At 66.5% G+C, this 17089-nt stretch carries 13 protein-coding genes and 1 pseudogene; 7 read left to right on the top strand and 7 right to left on the bottom strand.

The annotated features are described in order from the left end of the window. The first annotated feature begins 175 nt into the window (after nucleotides 1-175). The gene (locus ACH492_RS20430; protein ID WP_398988485.1) at nucleotides 176-1240 is read left to right on the top strand and encodes a mechanosensitive ion channel family protein; all 1065 of its coding nucleotides are present in this window, start codon (nucleotides 176-178) and stop codon (nucleotides 1238-1240) included. A 56-nt stretch (nucleotides 1241-1296) separates the two neighbouring features. Here ACH492_RS20430 and ACH492_RS20425 read toward each other — a convergent pair whose 3' ends face one another. The 5 genes from ACH492_RS20425 to ACH492_RS20405 form a co-directional block, all read right to left on the bottom strand. Beyond that, complete coding sequence (locus tag ACH492_RS20425; protein ID WP_398988483.1) at nucleotides 1297-1872, bottom strand: Uma2 family endonuclease; 576 nt, start codon at nucleotides 1870-1872, stop codon at nucleotides 1297-1299. Between the two features lie 105 nt (nucleotides 1873-1977). Next, on the bottom strand, nucleotides 1978-2289 hold the full coding sequence (locus ACH492_RS20420; RefSeq protein WP_398988481.1) for a hypothetical protein: 312 nt from the start codon (nucleotides 2287-2289) through the stop codon (nucleotides 1978-1980). Further along, a complete protein-coding gene (locus tag ACH492_RS20415; protein WP_398988479.1) occupies nucleotides 2289-2555 on the bottom strand; it encodes a hypothetical protein in 267 nt (88 codons plus the stop codon). The genes ACH492_RS20420 and ACH492_RS20415 overlap by 1 nt, the downstream gene beginning before the upstream one ends. A gap of 133 nt (nucleotides 2556-2688) precedes the next feature. Beyond that, nucleotides 2689-3939 carry a helix-turn-helix domain-containing protein gene (locus ACH492_RS20410; protein WP_398988477.1) on the bottom strand — a complete coding sequence of 417 codons (1251 nt, stop codon included), beginning with the start codon at nucleotides 3937-3939 and terminating at the stop codon, nucleotides 2689-2691. Between the two features lie 230 nt (nucleotides 3940-4169). Continuing rightward, a complete protein-coding gene (locus ACH492_RS20405) occupies nucleotides 4170-4742 on the bottom strand; it encodes a hypothetical protein (RefSeq protein ID WP_398988475.1) in 573 nt (190 codons plus the stop codon). Nucleotides 4743-5151: 409 nt separating this feature from the next. On the opposite strand from ACH492_RS20405, the gene ACH492_RS20400 reads away from it, so the two are divergent. The 6 genes and pseudogenes from ACH492_RS20400 to ACH492_RS20375 all read left to right on the top strand — a co-directional run bounded on the left by ACH492_RS20400 (nucleotide 5152) and on the right by ACH492_RS20375 (nucleotide 9391). Further along, nucleotides 5152-5622 (top strand): helix-turn-helix domain-containing protein, encoded by a 471-nt coding sequence (locus ACH492_RS20400; RefSeq protein ID WP_398988473.1) that lies wholly within the window; start codon nucleotides 5152-5154, stop codon nucleotides 5620-5622. Further along, nucleotides 5535-6131 (top strand): DDE-type integrase/transposase/recombinase, encoded by a 597-nt coding sequence (locus ACH492_RS20395; RefSeq protein ID WP_398988471.1) that lies wholly within the window; start codon nucleotides 5535-5537, stop codon nucleotides 6129-6131. Before ACH492_RS20400 ends, ACH492_RS20395 begins: the two co-directional genes overlap by 88 nt. Nucleotides 6132-6277: 146 nt before the next feature. After that, nucleotides 6278-6868: a hypothetical protein gene (locus tag ACH492_RS20390; RefSeq protein WP_398988469.1), complete on the top strand. Its 591-nt coding sequence runs from the start codon at nucleotides 6278-6280 to the stop codon at nucleotides 6866-6868. A gap of 72 nt (nucleotides 6869-6940) precedes the next feature. Next, nucleotides 6941-7837, top strand: a pseudogene (locus ACH492_RS20385) (replication initiator); the annotation flags it as partial. A 133-nt stretch (nucleotides 7838-7970) separates the two neighbouring features. Further along, on the top strand, nucleotides 7971-8195 hold the full coding sequence (locus ACH492_RS20380) for a helix-turn-helix domain-containing protein (protein ID WP_398989192.1): 225 nt from the start codon (nucleotides 7971-7973) through the stop codon (nucleotides 8193-8195). Beyond that, nucleotides 8195-9391, top strand: coding sequence for a tyrosine-type recombinase/integrase (locus tag ACH492_RS20375; RefSeq protein WP_398989190.1), 1197 nt, complete (start codon nucleotides 8195-8197; stop codon nucleotides 9389-9391). The genes ACH492_RS20380 and ACH492_RS20375 overlap by 1 nt, the downstream gene beginning before the upstream one ends. A gap of 211 nt (nucleotides 9392-9602) precedes the next feature. Here ACH492_RS20375 and ACH492_RS20370 read toward each other — a convergent pair whose 3' ends face one another. Both ACH492_RS20370 and ACH492_RS20365 read right to left on the bottom strand, forming a co-directional pair. Continuing rightward, a complete protein-coding gene (locus tag ACH492_RS20370) occupies nucleotides 9603-10025 on the bottom strand; it encodes a DUF6896 domain-containing protein (RefSeq protein WP_398988467.1) in 423 nt (140 codons plus the stop codon). Continuing rightward, nucleotides 10022-17041 carry a polymorphic toxin-type HINT domain-containing protein gene (locus tag ACH492_RS20365; RefSeq protein WP_398988465.1) on the bottom strand — a complete coding sequence of 2340 codons (7020 nt, stop codon included), beginning with the start codon at nucleotides 17039-17041 and terminating at the stop codon, nucleotides 10022-10024. The genes ACH492_RS20370 and ACH492_RS20365 overlap by 4 nt, the downstream gene beginning before the upstream one ends. Between the last annotated feature and the right edge of the window lie 48 nt (nucleotides 17042-17089).

Here is a 17089-nt window from a genome sequence, read left to right as displayed (position 1 = left end):
GGGCTCGAGGTGTTTTCAACCACATGCCTTCGACGTGCCGTGACGTGCCTCGGCATGCCTTCGGCAGGTTCATCCCCAGGTGAGCCTCGTCTCTCCCTCGAACAGCGCACCGGAACACACCGGATGCCCCGTTAGGGTGGTTGGTCTGCTACCGCAATGCCTGGAGGTTCCCCCCGTGTCCTGGTCCGTCCTATTGGCCGCCGATCCGTCACCCGAGCCCGTCTCGCTCGACGAGGCCGCCAAGCAGGCCGGCGACGCAGCGGGCTGGGTGGAGGAGAACTGGTCCACCTGGCTGAACACCAGTCTGCGCATCGCGCTGATCCTGGTGGTTGCGCTGGTGCTGCGCATGCTTCTCCGCCGTGCCCTGACCAAGCTGATAGAGCGGATGAACCGCTCCGCCCAGGCCGTGGAGGGCACCCCCCTCGGCGGTCTGCTGGTCAACGCCGAGAGACGCCGGCAGCGCTCCGAGGCCATCGGATCCGTACTCCGCTCGGTCTCCTCCTTTGTGATTCTCGGCACCGCGGGCCTGATGATCCTCGGCGCTTTCAAGATCGACCTGGCCCCGCTGCTCGCCTCGGCGGGTGTCGCGGGCGTGGCGATCGGCTTCGGCGCGCGGAATCTCGTGACGGACTTCCTCTCGGGCGTCTTCATGATCATGGAGGACCAGTACGGCGTCGGCGACAGCGTGGACGCGGGCGTCGCCTCCGGCGAGGTGATCGAGGTCGGCCTGCGCGTGACGAAGCTGCGCGGCGACAACGGCGAGATCTGGTACGTACGCAACGGCGAGATCAAGCGCATCGGCAACCTCAGCCAGGGCTGGGCGACGGCGACGGTCGACGTCATGGTCCGCTCCTCGGAGAACCTGGACGATGTCCGCTCGGTGATCGGCGAGGTCGCGGACGACCTGGCGAAGTCCGAGCCGTGGAACGAGCAGCTGTGGGGCCCGGTGGAGGTGCTGGGCCTGAACGAGGTGCTGCTGGACTCGATGACGATCCGGGTCTCGGCGAAGACGATGCCGGGCAAGGCGCTGGGCGTGGAGCGGGAACTGCGCTGGCGCATCAAGCAGGCCTTCGACGCGGCGGGCATCCGCATCGTGGGCGGCCTGCCGCCGGCGGTCGAGGAGGCGTCGGCGGCAGACCCGACGGCGGGGATGGCGGCACCGTCGGCGTACGCGTCGGCGACGTCGCCGCAGTCGATGGCGGCGACGCCGATCGCGCCGCCGGCGAACCTGTCGAAGTAGCTCTGGCAGCGACAGGGCCTCTCCCGTGGCGGAGGGGCCCTGTCCTGTTTCCGGTACTACGGACTCTCGTAGGTCGGGAACTGTCCGCTGTCGATAACCCAGGCTCCGGCGGTCATCGTGTCGCCGAAGACGTAGTCGTGCCTGGACCGGTACCGGATGCCCTCCGCCCCGGGGCCGGGGTCAGTGAGAACCGCGGCCGTGCCCTTCCGGGGGTCGATGATCACGTAGACGGGGATCCCCATGGCCGGGTAGTCCCGAGCCTTGTCCTCGTAGTCATTATCGGGATTCGAGCGCGAAACGATCTCCGCCACCATCAGCACATCGGCCGGATCCACGTAGGCGTCGTCCTCGTCCAGGGCGGACTCGGGGAGCACAAGCAGGTCGGGCCGCCGCATGCGCTGTATGGCTGGCGACTCGATCTCCGGCCCACTGTGAGCGACGACCCCAGGGTGGGTGGCGAGCAACTGAGCATCCAGCTGCCGACGCAGCCGCAGGGTGATGAGCTCGTGCCGCTTGACCGGGCTCATCATCATCGTGATGCCCTCCTCGTCGATCTCGACAGCCCAGACCGGGGGCTCGATGGGCAGCTCGTCGGCAATCGCGCGCAGGCGATCGTAGGTCTTGGTGTCCATGGAGACTCCTCGCGGACGGGTGTCGCTTCGAGTCTAGGTGACCAGCACTGTGGGTCACCGCTCCCGACCTCGACAGGGCGGCTCGGATGAGCCGCCCTGGGTCCATCAGGCTTCGGATGGCGGCACGGCGTCACGCCTCGGCAATCGAGCGCCACGGCTCTCGGCGACGCGCAGGGCATCACGCAACGCCTCAACCAGCCGGGAGGAGAGAAAACGGAGCTCACTGCTGTCGGCCCGGGGCTCGTCGAGCAATGCCTCGGCATGGCCGAGCAGTTCGGCACCCATCCCGAGCTGCACGCACTCGATCTGGTCGGCGATCCGAGAGACGCACCCTCCGTTGCCGTCGGTGAGCACGTAACAGGGCTTGCCCTCGGGGCCGGTCCACGGAAGCAGCCGGACCGCGGAATCCCCGGCCATCAGATCGCCCCCAGCGAGTGGATGTCCCGGGTGTCGAGATCAATCCCGTACGACGCGAACAACAACACCCGGCGGCGCTGCTTGCGCAATCGCTGCTCATGAGCAACGAGATACGGGCGTACGAGCGCGCAGTCCTCACCCCGCAGAAGGGGTGGAGCGGCCGCGGGTACGTCGGTGGGCATCGAGCAGGAGCCCCGGTGTCGGCCACGGGCGGGTAACAGCAGAATCAGCAACTGCTCGAAGATACGGGCGATACAGTGCGGCACGTCGACCTGCTCTCTCTTCAGGTGGACCACGCCCCCGGGCCGTGACAGCGGCCGCGGGGGTCTTCGGTAGTCGTACGACCACCGACCGTAGGTCCCCTGTGCAGGAGGAAGGGGCAGAGTTCCTGCCCCTCCGTCAGGCGGCCAACATGCCAACTTTCACCGCGAGTTCACTGGCTCGCCGCCGCTGGGACGGACTCTTCGACTCCGTTTCCTCCAAGAGGATTCGGCGCGCGTAGCCGTTGTATCGCATGGTCTCCGGGGCAGCTCCGTACGCCTTGTCCAGAGCCGCCAAAGCCGCTTCCGGCTGTCTGTCCAACTGGTATCCGCGAGCCTCTTCAATGCGGTGCCGAGCGCGCCGAGGGCGTGAAGGAATCGTCGCCGCATCGGCGACGGCGGCCTGCCTGACGCTCTCCCCACCCGCGTGCAACTCAACAGCGACGGTGACCGCGTGCGCGCCCATGATGGCCCGTGAGAACGACGTAACGGGGTGGTAGTAGTCGGCCGGCAGGCGCTCGGCCATGGCCCGCGCCGTGTCCCAGTACCCCCACGCCGAGCCCGTGTCGCCACGGCGCGCTGCCGTATACCCAGCCTCGAACTGAAGGGCCCCCGCGATTGCCAGCACATCATCGCCCGACTCCGGCAGCAGTGGTTCGAGATAGCGGAGGGTCTCCAACGTCACCGCATCAGCCGCGTCGAAATGCCCCGGGCCGCTGTCACGGTGCGCCTGCGCGGCAAGCCACGCAGCCACACCAAGCGTGTGAGAGTCTTCCGATTCCAGAGCCGCGACCATCCCTCGCTCGACCACGCGCCAGAGCAGTGCGACGTCGGGCTGGTAGGCGATGAAGAACTGACACAGGCTGTACGCCTGCGAGAGCAACGCCTGTGCGACGCGCCGCTCAGCCGCCGTCTCGGACTGTCGCACGGCAAGCTGCGCGTCGCGGATCAGCTCGGGCAGCAGAGAGCCGATGACCTCTCGGTGGTTCGGAGCCGAGTGCCGAGCCTGCCAGGCGCGCACGAGGCGAGCCTCCAAGTGAGCGACAGGCGGAGCCTCATAGTCGGCTGTGAACGGATACGCATCGATAGCCGCACGCACCTGAGGAAGCCGCGCATGGCCCGGACCGGCGAACAAAGCGACGGGTACGGTCTGATCCCCCATGAGCTCGGAGAGATCCCGTACGCGCAGCGCTTCGGCGATCCGCAACACCATCGGGAGCTTGGGCATCTGCAACTGCCCGCCCTCCACCTGCTTCACCCAGCTCGGAGACTTTCCGACCAGCCCGGCAAGCACGGTGCGACTCATGCCACGGCGGGTGCGCAGGACCTGCATGCGCTGGCCGAAGGCGATGGGCTCGGCGAAGGGGGCAGGGGGGACATCAGACGGCATGGCCTTGCCTCTCTCTGTGCAACCCACGTCACAGGCAGAGTACGCCGCGAGGTCTCAGGGGGCGACGAAGATCAACCCCATGTCGCCCAAAGAGGCTCTGGCCTCATGGGAGTTGGTCCAAGTAGGACGAACGGCCAAGCCATGTCCTGCTCAACCAAACGGGCGTCCACCGCATCCGGCTCCGCGATCTACGCCACTCCACCGTCACCCCGCTCCTGGATCGCATAACTCTAGGGAAGCGGAGTGAGGCACAGAGTGAAGCTGTCTCGGCCTCCGTACTCGGCGTACTCGGTAAAGCGATTGCGGTCGCAGCCGGCGTCACTGCCCTCGTGCCGCTCCGCGACCTTGAACTCCGCCTCGCCCGAACGGCAGTCGACGACAGCGACTTCGGGAGCGCTTTCCGTACCGCTGTTGCGCACGCACTCGCCGACACTTGCGGTGTTCGCGCTGTCGTCCAGCGCCGCGGCGATCGCGAGGACACCGACGATGAGGAACGGCGCGAAGACGCCGAGCGCTCCGGCACGTCGTATGACCGGCTTGCCGGGGTCGAGCGGAGGTCGCAGGCCGTTGGCGGGAGGCGCCATTCGACCGAAGCGGGCGCGAGCGACAAGGTTGAGGATCAGAGTGATCGGAGCGATGACGAAGGAAGCGATGCCCCACCAGCCCTGCCACAGCGTGTTGGTGGTCATCTCACGGTGAAGAGCGATGCCGCAGGTGCGACAGAAGTGCCCCTGCTGCTTGAGGAATCGCATGATGACCAGAAGGCCCTGATGCCCCCGGACCGTGGCCTTGAGCGCCGGCATCCCTCCGCAGAACTGGCAGCCTTGCGAGTCGGCCCCTGTGAGCCCTTGAAGCGGTACTGGTGCGGGCTGAGTCGGTGGAGCTGGATACGGATCAATATTCTGCGGCGGTGTTGCCATGCTCTTTCCCCCTGGGAGATGATCTCTGGATCCTTTGCGGAAGCTGAAGAGTAGAGCAGCGGACCGACACAACCGTCCCCGGGTCGGCTCCGGGCCAGCAGCTGTCAGCCGAACCGCCGGTGTGATGCGTTTACCAGCCAGCGTCCGGCCTCCGTCCTCATGGTGGATCCGCCGGAAGTCGATGGAGTGGCTCTCGCCGCCCCTTCACCCAAGGCATGCCGCTGACGCGCCGGGCGACCTGCCGCCCAGGTCCATATAGGGCGAGACCGCGACCATCCGGTATCACGCGGTCATGGAGGTGGCCGCGGGGGTTCCGGTCACTCAAGTCGCCGCCCGGTATGGGGTGTCGAGGCAGTCGGTGCATGCCTGGGTGCGCAAGTACGAGCAGTCGGGTCTGCCGGGGCTGGCGGACCGGTCGCATCGGCCGGCCTCGTGTCCGCACCGGATCGCGGCGGAGGTGGAGGCGGTGGTGTGTGAACTGCGGCGTCGGCATCCGGACTGGGGTCCGCGCAGGTTGGTGCACGAGCTGGAACGCGGGGGCATCACGCCGGTGCCCTCCAGGGCGACGGTCTACCGGGTCTTGGTTCGCAACGGCCTGGTCGAGCCGGGGTTCGCAGGCGTCGCCGGTCGGATTACCGCAGGTGGGAGCGGTCGGCGGCGATGGAACTGTGGCAGATGGACATCGTTGGTGGAGTGCTGCTGGCTGACGGCGGCGAGTGCAAGGTGGTCACCGGGATCGATGACCACTCGCGGTTCGTGGTGATCGCGAAGGTGGTGCAGCGGGCGACGGCCCGTGCGGTGTGTCTGGCCTTCGGTGAGGCACTGGTGCGGTTCGCAGTGCCCGACGAGATGCTGACCGACAACGGCAAGCAGTTCACCGCCCGGTTCGGCTCCGGCAAGCCCGGAGAGACGATGTTCGACCGGATCTGCCGGGAGAACGGCATCACCCACCGGCTCACCAGACCGCAGTCCCCGACCACCACTGGGAAGATCGAACGGTTCCACCAGACCTTGCGGCGTGAACTTCTCGACGGTCACAGCCGTTCGTCGACGTGGTGGCCGCGCAGGCGGCGGTGGACGGCTGGCTGGAGGACTACAACCGGACACGGCCGCATCAGGCCCTGGACATGGCCGTCCCGGCCAGCAGATTCGTCCCCAGACAGCGGTCCGAGCAGGATGCGCTGCCGGTGGTCCTGCCCGCCCGCCTCGATCCGGTCCCCGCTCCGGCTGCCCCAGAGCCTGCGCCGGAGCCGGTGGCCGTGGCCTGGCTGATGATCGAGGGAGAGGTCGGTGCGATCGAGGTGGAACGGTGGTTCCCGCGTCGGGGAACCTGAGCCTGCGCGGGCAGCAGATCTGGTTCGGCCCGGCCCTGTCCGGCACCACGGTGACCCTGCGCATCGACGTCAACCGGCTGCATTTTGACGCTGCCCTCAAAGCTGTCGAGCCGGGATCTGAAAGCCCTGCTGGCCAGTGGGAATGCCCGCCCGGCCGGGCCACGGGCGGACGACCGCGCGCCAGCCGACCGGTCCGGCGGCGCGGTGGAGGTGGACCGCACCGTCAACGCGGTCGGCTACGTCGGCCTGGGCGGAGACAAGGTCCTGATCGGCTGGCCATTCGCCGGGCAACGGGTCATCCTGCGGCTGGACGGCCGGGTCCTCCAGGTCCTCGACGAGCAGCGTGTCCTGCAGGCCACCCTGCCCAGCCCCCTGCCGGCCTCCGCTTGCGGACGTCCGCAAGGAGGCCGCCCGGCCGGGCCACCACCACTGCCACCCCCGCCCGCCGAGCAGATCGCAGAGCGAACGGTCAGCAGCGTCGGCGGCTTCCTGGTCGCCGGACAGCGCATCCAACTCGGCCGCGGCTATGCCCACCAGGCCGTCACCGCCCACCTGAACGAGGACGTGATCCGCGTCTTCCACGGCCCAGAGCTGATCACCACTGTCCCGCGCGTGACCAGAAAGGAGGTGGTCGTCCGCAAGTCCGGCGAACACAACCGCCGGAAGATCGTCTAGGACAAACGTCAAGCATCACCCGAAGCCAACCCGTCAACCATCAACTGAGCGTCGACAGGCGCGAGTTGCCTCGTGCGCGGCCGTTGCGCTCGGCGGCGTTCAGCGTCGGCGCTTGCCTTCGGACAGCCGGTCGTGCAGGCGTTGGGCCTTGGCGGCATTCTCCTCGGGCGTGTAGTTGCCGCTCAGGCGCTTGCGTTGCTCCATGACCGCTCGCATGGCGTCGCGGTGGACGGTAGCGGCTTCGAACTCGGCGCCGGCCTTCGCGAAGCGCTCCTCGGCGGCTTCCTGCGCGTGTCCTTCGCCAAGGTCGCCGAGTACCAGCAGCGCGGTCTGGTCCACTTCCACGCCGTCATCCGACTCGATGGCCCGGACGGCACCAGCCATGCCCCACCCCCGTACGCCACCGCCGCTGTGCTCACCGACGCCATCCGCGCCGCCGCACCCCGCGCCCGCATCTCCGTCGTGTCGAACGCGATTGGGGAGCGCGAACTCGCCTGGGGCGAACAGCTCGACGTACGCGAGATCGCCACCTTCGGCACCGACGCCGAACTCACCGACCAGGCCGTCGCCGCCTACGTGGCCAAGTACGCCACCAAATCCGCCGACGCCTCCGGCACCCTCGACCGCGCGCTGTTCTGCCGTCCCTGCCAGGGACGCGGAGCGACACTCAGCGCGCACGGAATCCCGATGCAGTGCGCCGCATGCACCGGCACCGGGCAGGCCCACCCGCTGGCCCGCCTCGCCGACGCACGCCACGTGCGGCAGATGATCCGCACCTTTTGGGAACTGGGCAAGCGCCGGAGTTCGCCGCCCTCAAGCTCTGGAAGTGGGCGCACATGCTCGGCTTCCGGGGCCCACTTCTCCACCAAGTCCCGCCGCTACTCCACCACCCTCGGCGCGCTCCGCGAGGCCCGCCGCGCCTGGCGCACTGAGGAGGCCGGTGCCCATGCCGGCTTGCCCGACCTCGACCCGACGACCACCCTCGTCGTCGGCCACTGGGACTACCAGGGCTCGGCTACAGCCCCGGCACGGAACTCCTCGCCGCCACCGTCCGGCACCGCAGAGACCTGGAACGGCAGTTCGCGGGCGAAGGCGGCTGCTGATGACCTCGCACCCGCCCGCCGTCCTTCACACGGGGACGGGCCCGACGCTGGAGCTGCTGACGGTCCCCCAGGTCATGGCCCACCTCCAGCTCGGCCGCTCCGCCGTCTACGACCTCCTCCGCACCGGCCAGCTCGCCTCGATCACCCTCGGCCGCGCCCGCCGCATCCCCACCCACGCGCTGACCGACTTCATCCGCAGCCGCCTCGAACAGGAAGCCGCCTGATGACCACACCCCGCCCCGCTTCGTCCCGCCGCTCCCGCACCCGTGCGAACGGAGACGGGACCGTCTACCAGCGCAAGGACGGACGGTGGGAAGCCGCCGGATACATGCTGGCCCCCGGCAGCACCCGCAAGCGCGTCCGCGTCTACGGCACTACCCGTAAAGACGCGCTGACCAAGCTCACCGAGAAGATCGCCGCCAGCAATCGCGGTCTCCCCGTCGCGACGGCCGACAGCACCGTGAACGCCTATCTCACGTACTGGCTGGACGGCGTCGCCGTTCACCACCTCCGAGAGAACACCCACACCCGCTACGCCGGACTCCGCACCACCCGCCAGTGCTGCACCCAGGAACGGGACTCGAACCGACGGCGCTGCTGCGCCATCGGCCAGTGCTGCGAAAAGCGGCTGTCGCCACTGACCGTGACGTACGTCCACGCGGTCCTCAAGTCCGCCCTCGAACACGCCGTTCGCGAGGACGAACTTCCGCGCAACGTCGCCCGGAACGTCAAGACCGCCACGCCCCGGCCGAGACGCTTCCAGCCCCTCACCGCCGCCGAGGCCCGGCAGTTCCTCCAGGCAGCCAACAGCGACCGGCTCCACGCCCTGTACGAACTCGCCCTGCGCACCGGACTCCGCAAGGGCGAGCTCCTCGGCCTCCACTGGGAAGACCTCGAACTCGACAGCGGTACCGCCACCATCCACCGCTCCCTCCAACGCACCCGCACCGGCGGCCTGACCCTCCTGCACACCAAGACCCGAGCCTCCGAACGCCGCATCGCCCTCCCCACCGAATGCATCAACTCCCTCAAGCTCCACCGGGAACGACAGCATGAAGAACACCAAGCTGGCGGAACGGGCTGGACGGACAACGGCCTCGTCTTCACCACTCCCGCCGGCGGCCCCCTCGACGCCGCCAACCTCACCCGCCGCTTTCGCCGCCTCCTCCACCGCGCTGGGCTCCGGATGATCCGCTTCCACGATCTTCGCCACTCCACCGCCACCCTGCTCCTGGAGCAAGGCATCGACCTCGTCGTGATCAAGGAACTCCTCGGTCACGCCCACATCGGCGTCACCGCAGGCGTTTACGCCCACGTCCGACTCCGACTCCAACGCCAAGCCATAGACACGCTCAACGATGTCCTCGGCCAGGCCGACGACGCCCCTGACGATCCACCCGCCGCGGCAGTCGTCCACTGACGTTGCCGTCAGCGTTGCCGTCAGGACGGCCAGATGCCCCGCCGGAACCAAACCCGGCGGGGCATCGCCTTGCGTATTTCGGAGAGTTGAGGCGGAAGGCACAAAATCCTTGTGCTCAGCACATGGAATTCCACATGCAACCATCAAGTGCTAATAGATCCCAGACGTGGGACCTGCCACTTGATCAGGCGACATCTCACCCCAGCGCTGCTTACTCCTTCAGCCCAGCAGGACCAAACCAGCCCGCCCTAACCTCTTCGAGTATTCCATCACGCACTAGTTCACGACAGGATGACAGGACATTCTCCCGAGAAATAGCGATTCCGTCATCCAGGCTCTCGGCGAAGCGAATTACTCGCCAATCGTCGAAGACTTCCGACCCATCCGGCAGGAAGTCGACATCTACTTCCCTGCCCTCCCGATCGACCATCCTGCAACCGAACCCATGAATCGCGTAGGAGACACCCTCGCGCGAGGCGCCACGTCGATCCATGTCGCCACGCCTGACCAGCGGAATCACGTCAGAAAGTGTCCTCAACTCTGGGTAGCTGGCGACCATCGACTGCTTCACCGATGCCAGCGCTGAGACGAATTCGAGCACGTATTCACGCGCTGATCCATTCACCACGGTCATCTCCGCTTGTACTTATTTGTGAGGCTATCCGGCCTGACATTCGCCCATGCGGCTACAACGTCATCTGCACTCTTGTATCCATATCCTTGGAGCCGCTCCAAGGAAATATTTGTGTAGGGAACTTCTATCCCAGCACGTTTGGCAGCAGCTACCCGGTGATGGCCGTTGATTACATACCTCGATCCGCCATGCTCGAACACCTCGATCGGGTCTCCTTGCCACCCGTTCTCCTTCATGTCCTTTGCCAGCTTGTCTACGTTCTTGATCGAAGCATTTCCCGACAGACCTTCAGTGCGACTCAATGTATACGGGCCAGCGGTCCCACAGCCTGAATTGTGAACGAGAACCGGAGTGGCGCCCGCCAGCACATAGTACGTGTGCAGGTCATCGACGGTGAGGTTGTAGGTGCGGGCGTGCTTCGCGAAGGCATGGTTCGCCGTGACGATGACGGTGTTGCCGTGGTCAGTCAGCAGAGTCATGCCTGGTTCGAGGTCGCGCGCTTCGACCCAGGCGTGCTCGGATGGTGACCAGAAGGGATGCTCATGAGTCGCCGTGAGCGTTTCAAGACCATCTTTGGTTGCGATGGACAGCTTGTTGAAGTGCTTGTCGGCCTCCGTGACGATGAGGCGGGTCACCTCTCTGGGACCGGCTTCTCCTGTCTCGGGATCAGTGGCCAACACCTTGTCGCCGAGTTCGATGTCCTCGATGTCCTTGACTTGGCCGTTGGCCATGAGGACACCGGTGCCCGCCAGGAAGCATTTACAGCCAGGGGGGATCTTGCTGCCACCAATTTTTCCAGCGACCCCTCGCGTCGCCGCGGCAAGGGCGACGTCGAATGCGATCTTGGCAGAGCCCTGCGCGGACCGCCCATTGTCGAAGTCGGTGTAGATCTCGTTGCCTCTAGCAGCCAGCCCATTTGCGGCCGCCGTGGCCATCCCATTCGGGGTCGCGGCATAGAAACCTTGGGCCATCTCACTGCACGTGCCATCAAGCGTGACGCAGTTCCAGGTATTGCTGAGGGTGTTGCCTATCTGGTCGACGAAGCCGTTGCCCAGATTCTTCGCCTCGTCCACGAAGGTGCTGGTGAAGTCCGACCACCAGCCACCCCCGGTGTTCCCGCCGCCACCGCCACCGCCGCCACCGCTGCCCCCGCCACCGCTGGCGGTGCCCCCCGTGCCGCCGGTGCCCATGTTGTTGCCGCCGATGCCGTCACAGGACGCGGACATGTTGCCTGCGTAGCAGTTGTCGCTTCCGGGCTGTCCTGCCCCTGGGCACCTGCCGACTCCGCCGCAGGGAGTGTCGCCGTCGCTGCGAAGACCCGTGGGGTCGGCCGAGGTGACGGGGGTGTTGTTGGCGTAGTTGTAGCCGTTCAACGACTGGTGCTGGTCGACCGACAACAAGGGGTCAACGCTTATGAACTGGCCGATTCCCGGGTCGTATTCGCGTGCGCCGATGTGGGTGAGCCCGGTGGTCGTGTCGGCCGGCTTGCCCAGGAATGCCTTGTCGTCCGGCCATGCCGTGGGGTTCGTGCCGCGAGGGGCGCCGAACGGCGTCGTGTAGCGCTTGGTAACCGCCAGAGTGGTCGCGTCGATCGCCAGGCTGGAAGTGCCGTGGTGGTCACCGGCGAGGAAGTTGAGCTTGGTGCCGGTAGTCCCCACTGTGGCGGTGCGGACTGCGATGGTCTGGCCGGCCGCCGAGTAGTAGCGGGTGCCGGACAGCGTCTTCGTCGTGCCCTTGGTGGTGAGCCGGACTTCGTTGCCGCCAAGGTACAGAACCGTATCGCCGTCGCCGGTGGTGGTACGGCGGATGAGGAGTTCGCCGTGGGCGTCGTAGAGATAGCTGGTGCCGGTGGCGGGCTTGGCGCCGGCGGCGGGTTCGGTCGTGCCGACGAGCTTGCCCTCGGTGTTCCAGGTCAACGTCTGCTGGGCCTGGGTTCCGGGGCGGCTGGTGGTGTTGCCCGCCTTGTCGTAGGCGTATGTGGATGCCTTGGCGCCCGTTGTGTTGCTCACCGCGTGCGGCTGACCCAACGCGGTCCCGTACTCGTGCGTCGTCGTGGCGTTTCCCGAAGTGGCGTGCTGAGTCTCCGTCTTACGCTGGCCGCCCGCCGTATATGTATAACTCGTCCAATACGGAGCCGCTCCGTCCAGATTCGCCGTCGTGCGGCCGCTGGTGTCGCAGTCGGCGGTCTTGGGAGTCCAGGCTTCCGTCAGGCGGCGGTGGCCGTCGTAGGCGAAGCACTGGTAGTCGGCCTTGGACGTACCGCCCTGTGTCGTGGCGTCGAAGATGGAGTTGACGTTCCCAGCCTCGTCCTGGGCGAACTTCAGTTCCTGGGGCATGTAGCCATGAACGTCGTCAGTGACGTAGGAGCGGGTCAGACGCCTGCTGCCGTCCTCGTAGTCGTAGTTGAGGTAGGCCTTCTTCGTCGTGCTCACATTATTGGTGGCCAAGGTGAGCTGGCGAAGGTCACCGGGCGGGGAGTACAGGGCGCCTTGGAGATAGCCGGTGGCCCCGTTTGCCGTCAGCTGCTGCCCGAGATCGTTGTTGGTGTAGGCGACCACTTCGGACGGCAACCCAGCGACAGCTGGCGAGCCGACCTGCATGACGGTGCCGTCGAGGTTGTAACCCACAGAGAACGCGAGGGCCTTGGGGACACCGGATACGACGAGGGGGTCGCTGTCAGGCAGCGTCAGCTGATTGCCAGTGGCCTGGTAAAGGGAGTTGTAGCTGGTGACCTTCTGCGTATAAGCCTTGCTGTTGGCCTGATTGACGCCGTTCTCGTAGCGGACGGCGGTGTCCTGCTGCCCCTTGGCGAGAGTGTCAAAGGTCCAGGCGGCCAGCTTGGTGGCGTCGGTCCTGGTGCCGTCCCACACGCCCGTCTTGCGACCGAGCATGTCGTACTCGGAGAGCAGGGTCTTGGCGCGCGCGTCTGTGGTGCTGACTACTTGGTCCAGCTCGTTGTACGTGGTGGTGCCGGTGCCCTTGTCGGGGTCGGTGGCGCTGGTCTGACGGCCGAACAGGTCATACGAGTAAGACCACTTGGCCTGGTCCGGGCCGGTGATGGTCAGCTGCTGACCGGCTGCGGTGTAAGTGAAGCTGGTAGCGGTAAAGCCTGTGCCAGTGGGCTGAGGACCTGCGTATTCGCGTCGCTCCGTGGCCTCGCCCAGGGCGTTGGTGACTACTGCGGTGGCTTGTCCGCCCGCGGGGGCACTGGTGGCGACTGTGTCACCGGAGTACGTGGTCTCCGTGGTCCAGCGGGGTACGTTGCGGGTCTTTGTGATCGTCTTGATCACGCGTCCGGCACCGTCATAGGTGGTGTCGGCCTGTGTCGGCGCCTGGGCGCCGTCGGTCTCCACCAGCGTGCCGGATGGCGCGGTGTTGTTGGCCCAGATGTCGGACTGGGCGGTGACGGCGAGCCCTCGTTCGTCATAGAAGGTCTCGGCAACCGTCATGCCCCCAGCGGGTGAGGGGGCCTGGACCTGGCGGGGTCGCAACAGGGAGTCGTAGATCTCATACGCGGTGTTGTAGCCCGAGCCGTCGCCCTTCAGCGTCCCGCTGGACACCCACGGCAGCGCCGAGGTGGTGAGGCTGTAGGCGTAGACGTAATTGGGCGTCTTGCCCAGCGACTTGGACCGGTTCGGCAGCCACACCTTGGTGACGCGTCCCATGGCGTCGTACTCGGACTCGGTGATCTTACCGTTGGAGTCGGTGACCTTCTTGGCAGCGCCGGTGGCGAAGTCGACAAGCGTGGTAGTCGTATGCCCCTTGGCGTTGGCAGCCGTGGTGGAGGTCAGCGGGCCGACGGCCGACGGGGTGTAGGTGCTGGTGGTGACCGTGGTGTCGTTGGTGTCCTTGACCGTCAGTGGGCGGCCGAGCGTGTCGTAGGAGATGGTGGCGGTCTTCTGCCAGGCGGGCTGGTCATCGATGCCGTAGCCCTTGGCACGGCCGGTCCATCGTGCCTCGCCCACTGTCGGTTCCTGCGAGGCCGACCAAGTGGTGGAGTCATACGCGGTGGCGGTGTCGGAGATGACATCGCCGGGGCTCGTGTAATCGACGGGCAGGTCCAGCAGGGCATCGGGGACGCACAGTCCGGACGTGGTGCGGGTACGGGAGACCAGCGAGTTGATCCCGACGGCGTCGTTACGGGCGTACCAGGTGCGGGTGCACCTCTGGTCATTGGTGAGCTCATCGTCGCCCTGGTCCACGACCTGATAGGCCATGCCGTACGCGTCGTACAGCGTCTCCGTGGTCCGGACCCGGTCCTTCGGGGTCCCCGTGCTGGTGACATTGGTACGGGCGTGGGTGGCACCAGTGCGGACGAAGTGTGCCTCCGTGTCGGCGTAGGACTTGTGCTGGGTGGCTGTCCGCTTGGACCACGGGTCGTTGACGGTGCCGGAGACCTCCTGGGCTCCGTTATAGGTCACCGATTCCCGGGTGAAACCGGCGTACTGCTCGCTGTCGGTGAGCTCCGACGCCTTAATGCCCGTGACCGTGACACCCTTGCGCTGGTCCGCGTCGGGGGTCTTGCCATCCGGGCCGAGAACACGGTCGCCGTTCATACCGCGCATAAAGACGCTGACGGTCCTGGACTGAGTCTTGTCAGCGGCACCCGTGACGTGGGTGACCTTCTCGAAACCGCGCCAGACGGACCAAGTGCGTTCCTTCTCCTTGGTCATCGGGTCGTCGTTGTAGTGCCAGGCACCGCCACCCGCATAGGTGTAGGTGTGCTGCACCGGGAGCGCGGCACCCACCTGGTCGCTGGAGGAAACTGAACTAACCGGGTACTTGTGGAACCAGTCCAACGTCGGTTCCTTACCACCGTTGGGAGACCAGTAGACCGGGTAGCAGCGGCGTGTGTTGGTGTCGACCCTCGGCTTGGCCTGGCCGGCCAGGCAGTCGGCCTGCATGTAATTGACGATCGTCTGGGCTCCGGCCTCGGACGTGATCGTGTACAAGCGCGGCTTGTTGAGGGGCAGGATGTTGTCGCTGGCGCCATCGACGCGGTTGGGACGGTACTCATGGCCGAACGTCACAGGCGGGAGAATGATGGCGGTTCCGCGCCGGCCCGTGTGGCGGATCTCGGACAGCCAGAGGGACTGGTCGGTGGAGTCGCCGGTGTCGCCCGGGTCGAGATAGGTCTGCTTCAGTGCCCAGGAGTCCACAGGAACGTAGGCGGGGGTTGCGGCAGCCGCGTCCCAGGCCTGGGTAGTGATGCCGGTCATGCGCTTGCGGGTGTAGAAGCTGGGGCCGACGTTGCCGGTGCACTTCAGGTCGGCCTTGCACTCCGCGTCGAACGGCACATCCGGCCAGTTGTCCCGGGTGTCCTCGGTCAGCGAGTCACAACCCGTGCCGGAGGCCACGCAGCGTTCCGCGTAGTCGAAGAGCACACGGTTCGAGCCGGCAGGGGAGGCGAACAGGGTGTCCTTGCGCTGCCCGTAGCGGATCTCCTGGAGGATGCCGCCGCGCACATACTGCGTACCCGTGGTGTCGTCGCCGAGCATGTCGTAGTGATTGGACTCGGCCGCGTACCAGTAGGAAGAGGCATTGCCGTGGGTGTCTTCGACGTAGTCGAGGTTCCACCGCCACGCCTGCTTCTCCGCCCGGCCTGCAAAGGAGCCGCTCTGGCTGTAGCCGGGCTCACCCGCGTCGTCGCCGAAGACCGGCACCGTCCATACCGACTGGGTGGCCTGCGTGGTCGAGCCAGGCAGCTTGTTGAGGCCGAAGTGGTACTTGGTGCCCTCACCGGTGATGACAGTCCAGTACTCCTTGTTGTCATCACCGTTGTCGGCACCGTTGGCATCGGAGCGGTGGATGACAGTGGAAGCGTCATCGTTCTTCAGCCGCCACTGGCCACTGGTGTCGTCCTTGACCAGCTCGGTGGCCTTGCCGTTCAGAACCAGGGAGGCGTTCTCGTACTTCCAGCACAGGTCGAACTTGTCGGTCTGGCCGTCGTCGTCACACGAGCCGTACTTGCGCTCGATGTACGAGGAGGTGATCTCGAAGCCCTCGCCGATCACTGTGCCCTGGTTGTTCGTGGATGCGGTTCGGCCGTCTACGCTTCCGGAGTCGTACGAGATCTTCACGTCGGGCTTCGGGCCAGCCGCGGCTGGGGGCGTACGCAGCGGATACGACCACGTAAAGGTGCCCGACGAGCCGCCGGCCTCCCATGTGGAGGAGGCCGCCAGTGGAGTGGCCTTGTAGTCGCCGCTGCCAGACTTGGTGCCGGCTGCCAGCGCCAGCACCATCGTCTGGCCGGAGGCAACGCTCGTGGCTTGAGGCGTGGGAGCAGACGCGAAGGTCAACTGGGCGTCGATGCGGCTCTGCCGGCGACGGTTGGTGAATTCGAGAGGGGTGCGGGTGCGGCATTTCGCACTCGCCGCGTCCTTGAGCGCACAGTCGGGCAGCCGCAGGACCTGCAGACGCCCGGCCCAGTCACCGCCGTACGCGGAAGCAAACGCCTTGTAGTCGATGCCCAGTTGGGCGTTGCCGCCGGTTGCGGGCCCGGTGACGGACAGGACTACGCCCTTGACGCCGAGCTTTGCCGCCTGCGCCTGATCCAGAACAGTGGCCTTGACAGAGTTGGCCGCCCTGGGCGGCTTTACTCCCCGGGCGGACTTGGCAGGCATGAGGGTGAGAGGCAGCCCGCCGGGTTCGGCCTTGGCCGTACCGGTCGCGGGGGCGTTGATTGTCGCGGTTCCGGCCTTGGGCCAGGTCACATTGCGGTCGGCCTGTTCCCTCTTGGCACGCGCGGAGTCCGCACGGCCTGCAGCCGCCGCCTTCTCCATGGCCGCGGCGGCCTTCTTGTTCTCCTGCGGGGTAAACCGGGACACCTTGTCCGCGCGAGGTGCTTTGAGGTCCGGCCTGCCCAGCGGATCAGCGTCAGCGGCGAATGCAACGGGAGTGAGCAACCCCGGTATCAAAGCAAAGCCAACGACGGCTGCGACTTGGCGGAGCAGCCATGCTCTGCTGCGCGGGCTGTTCTGGCCACCTGTAGCGGCGGTCCGTGTGAACCGGTTCATGGGACTTCCGATTTCCAATGGTGCCGCCATGCGGCCAGGGACGGGGTG

The sequence above is a fragment of the Streptomyces sp. NPDC019443 genome (assembly GCF_044389785.1).
In the GTDB taxonomy this organism is placed as follows: Bacteria; Actinomycetota; Actinomycetes; order Streptomycetales; family Streptomycetaceae; genus Streptomyces.
The sequence above is the reverse complement of the archived record's forward strand: the minus strand, read 5'-3'. Positions and strand labels throughout refer to the sequence as shown.

Bases quoted from the DNA above. Each gene is read 5' to 3' on its own strand.
- ACH492_RS20370 (WP_398988467.1), bottom strand. From the start codon at position 10,025: ATGACCGTGGTGAATGGATCAGCGCGTGAATACGTGCTCGAATTCGTC.
- ACH492_RS20400 (WP_398988473.1), top strand. From the start codon at position 5,152: ATGGAGGTGGCCGCGGGGGTTCCGGTCACTCAAGTCGCCGCCCGGTAT.
- ACH492_RS20395 (WP_398988471.1), top strand. From the start codon at position 5,535: ATGGACATCGTTGGTGGAGTGCTGCTGGCTGACGGCGGCGAGTGCAAG.
- ACH492_RS20410 (WP_398988477.1), bottom strand. From the start codon at position 3,939: ATGCCGTCTGATGTCCCCCCTGCCCCCTTCGCCGAGCCCATCGCCTTC.
- ACH492_RS20365 (WP_398988465.1), bottom strand. From the start codon at position 17,041: ATGAACCGGTTCACACGGACCGCCGCTACAGGTGGCCAGAACAGCCCG.
- ACH492_RS20380 (WP_398989192.1), top strand. From the start codon at position 7,971: ATGACCTCGCACCCGCCCGCCGTCCTTCACACGGGGACGGGCCCGACG.
- ACH492_RS20425 (WP_398988483.1), bottom strand. From the start codon at position 1,872: ATGGACACCAAGACCTACGATCGCCTGCGCGCGATTGCCGACGAGCTG.
- ACH492_RS20375 (WP_398989190.1), top strand. From the start codon at position 8,195: ATGACCACACCCCGCCCCGCTTCGTCCCGCCGCTCCCGCACCCGTGCG.
- ACH492_RS20405 (WP_398988475.1), bottom strand. From the start codon at position 4,742: ATGCCGGCGCTCAAGGCCACGGTCCGGGGGCATCAGGGCCTTCTGGTC.
- ACH492_RS20420 (WP_398988481.1), bottom strand. From the start codon at position 2,289: ATGGCCGGGGATTCCGCGGTCCGGCTGCTTCCGTGGACCGGCCCCGAG.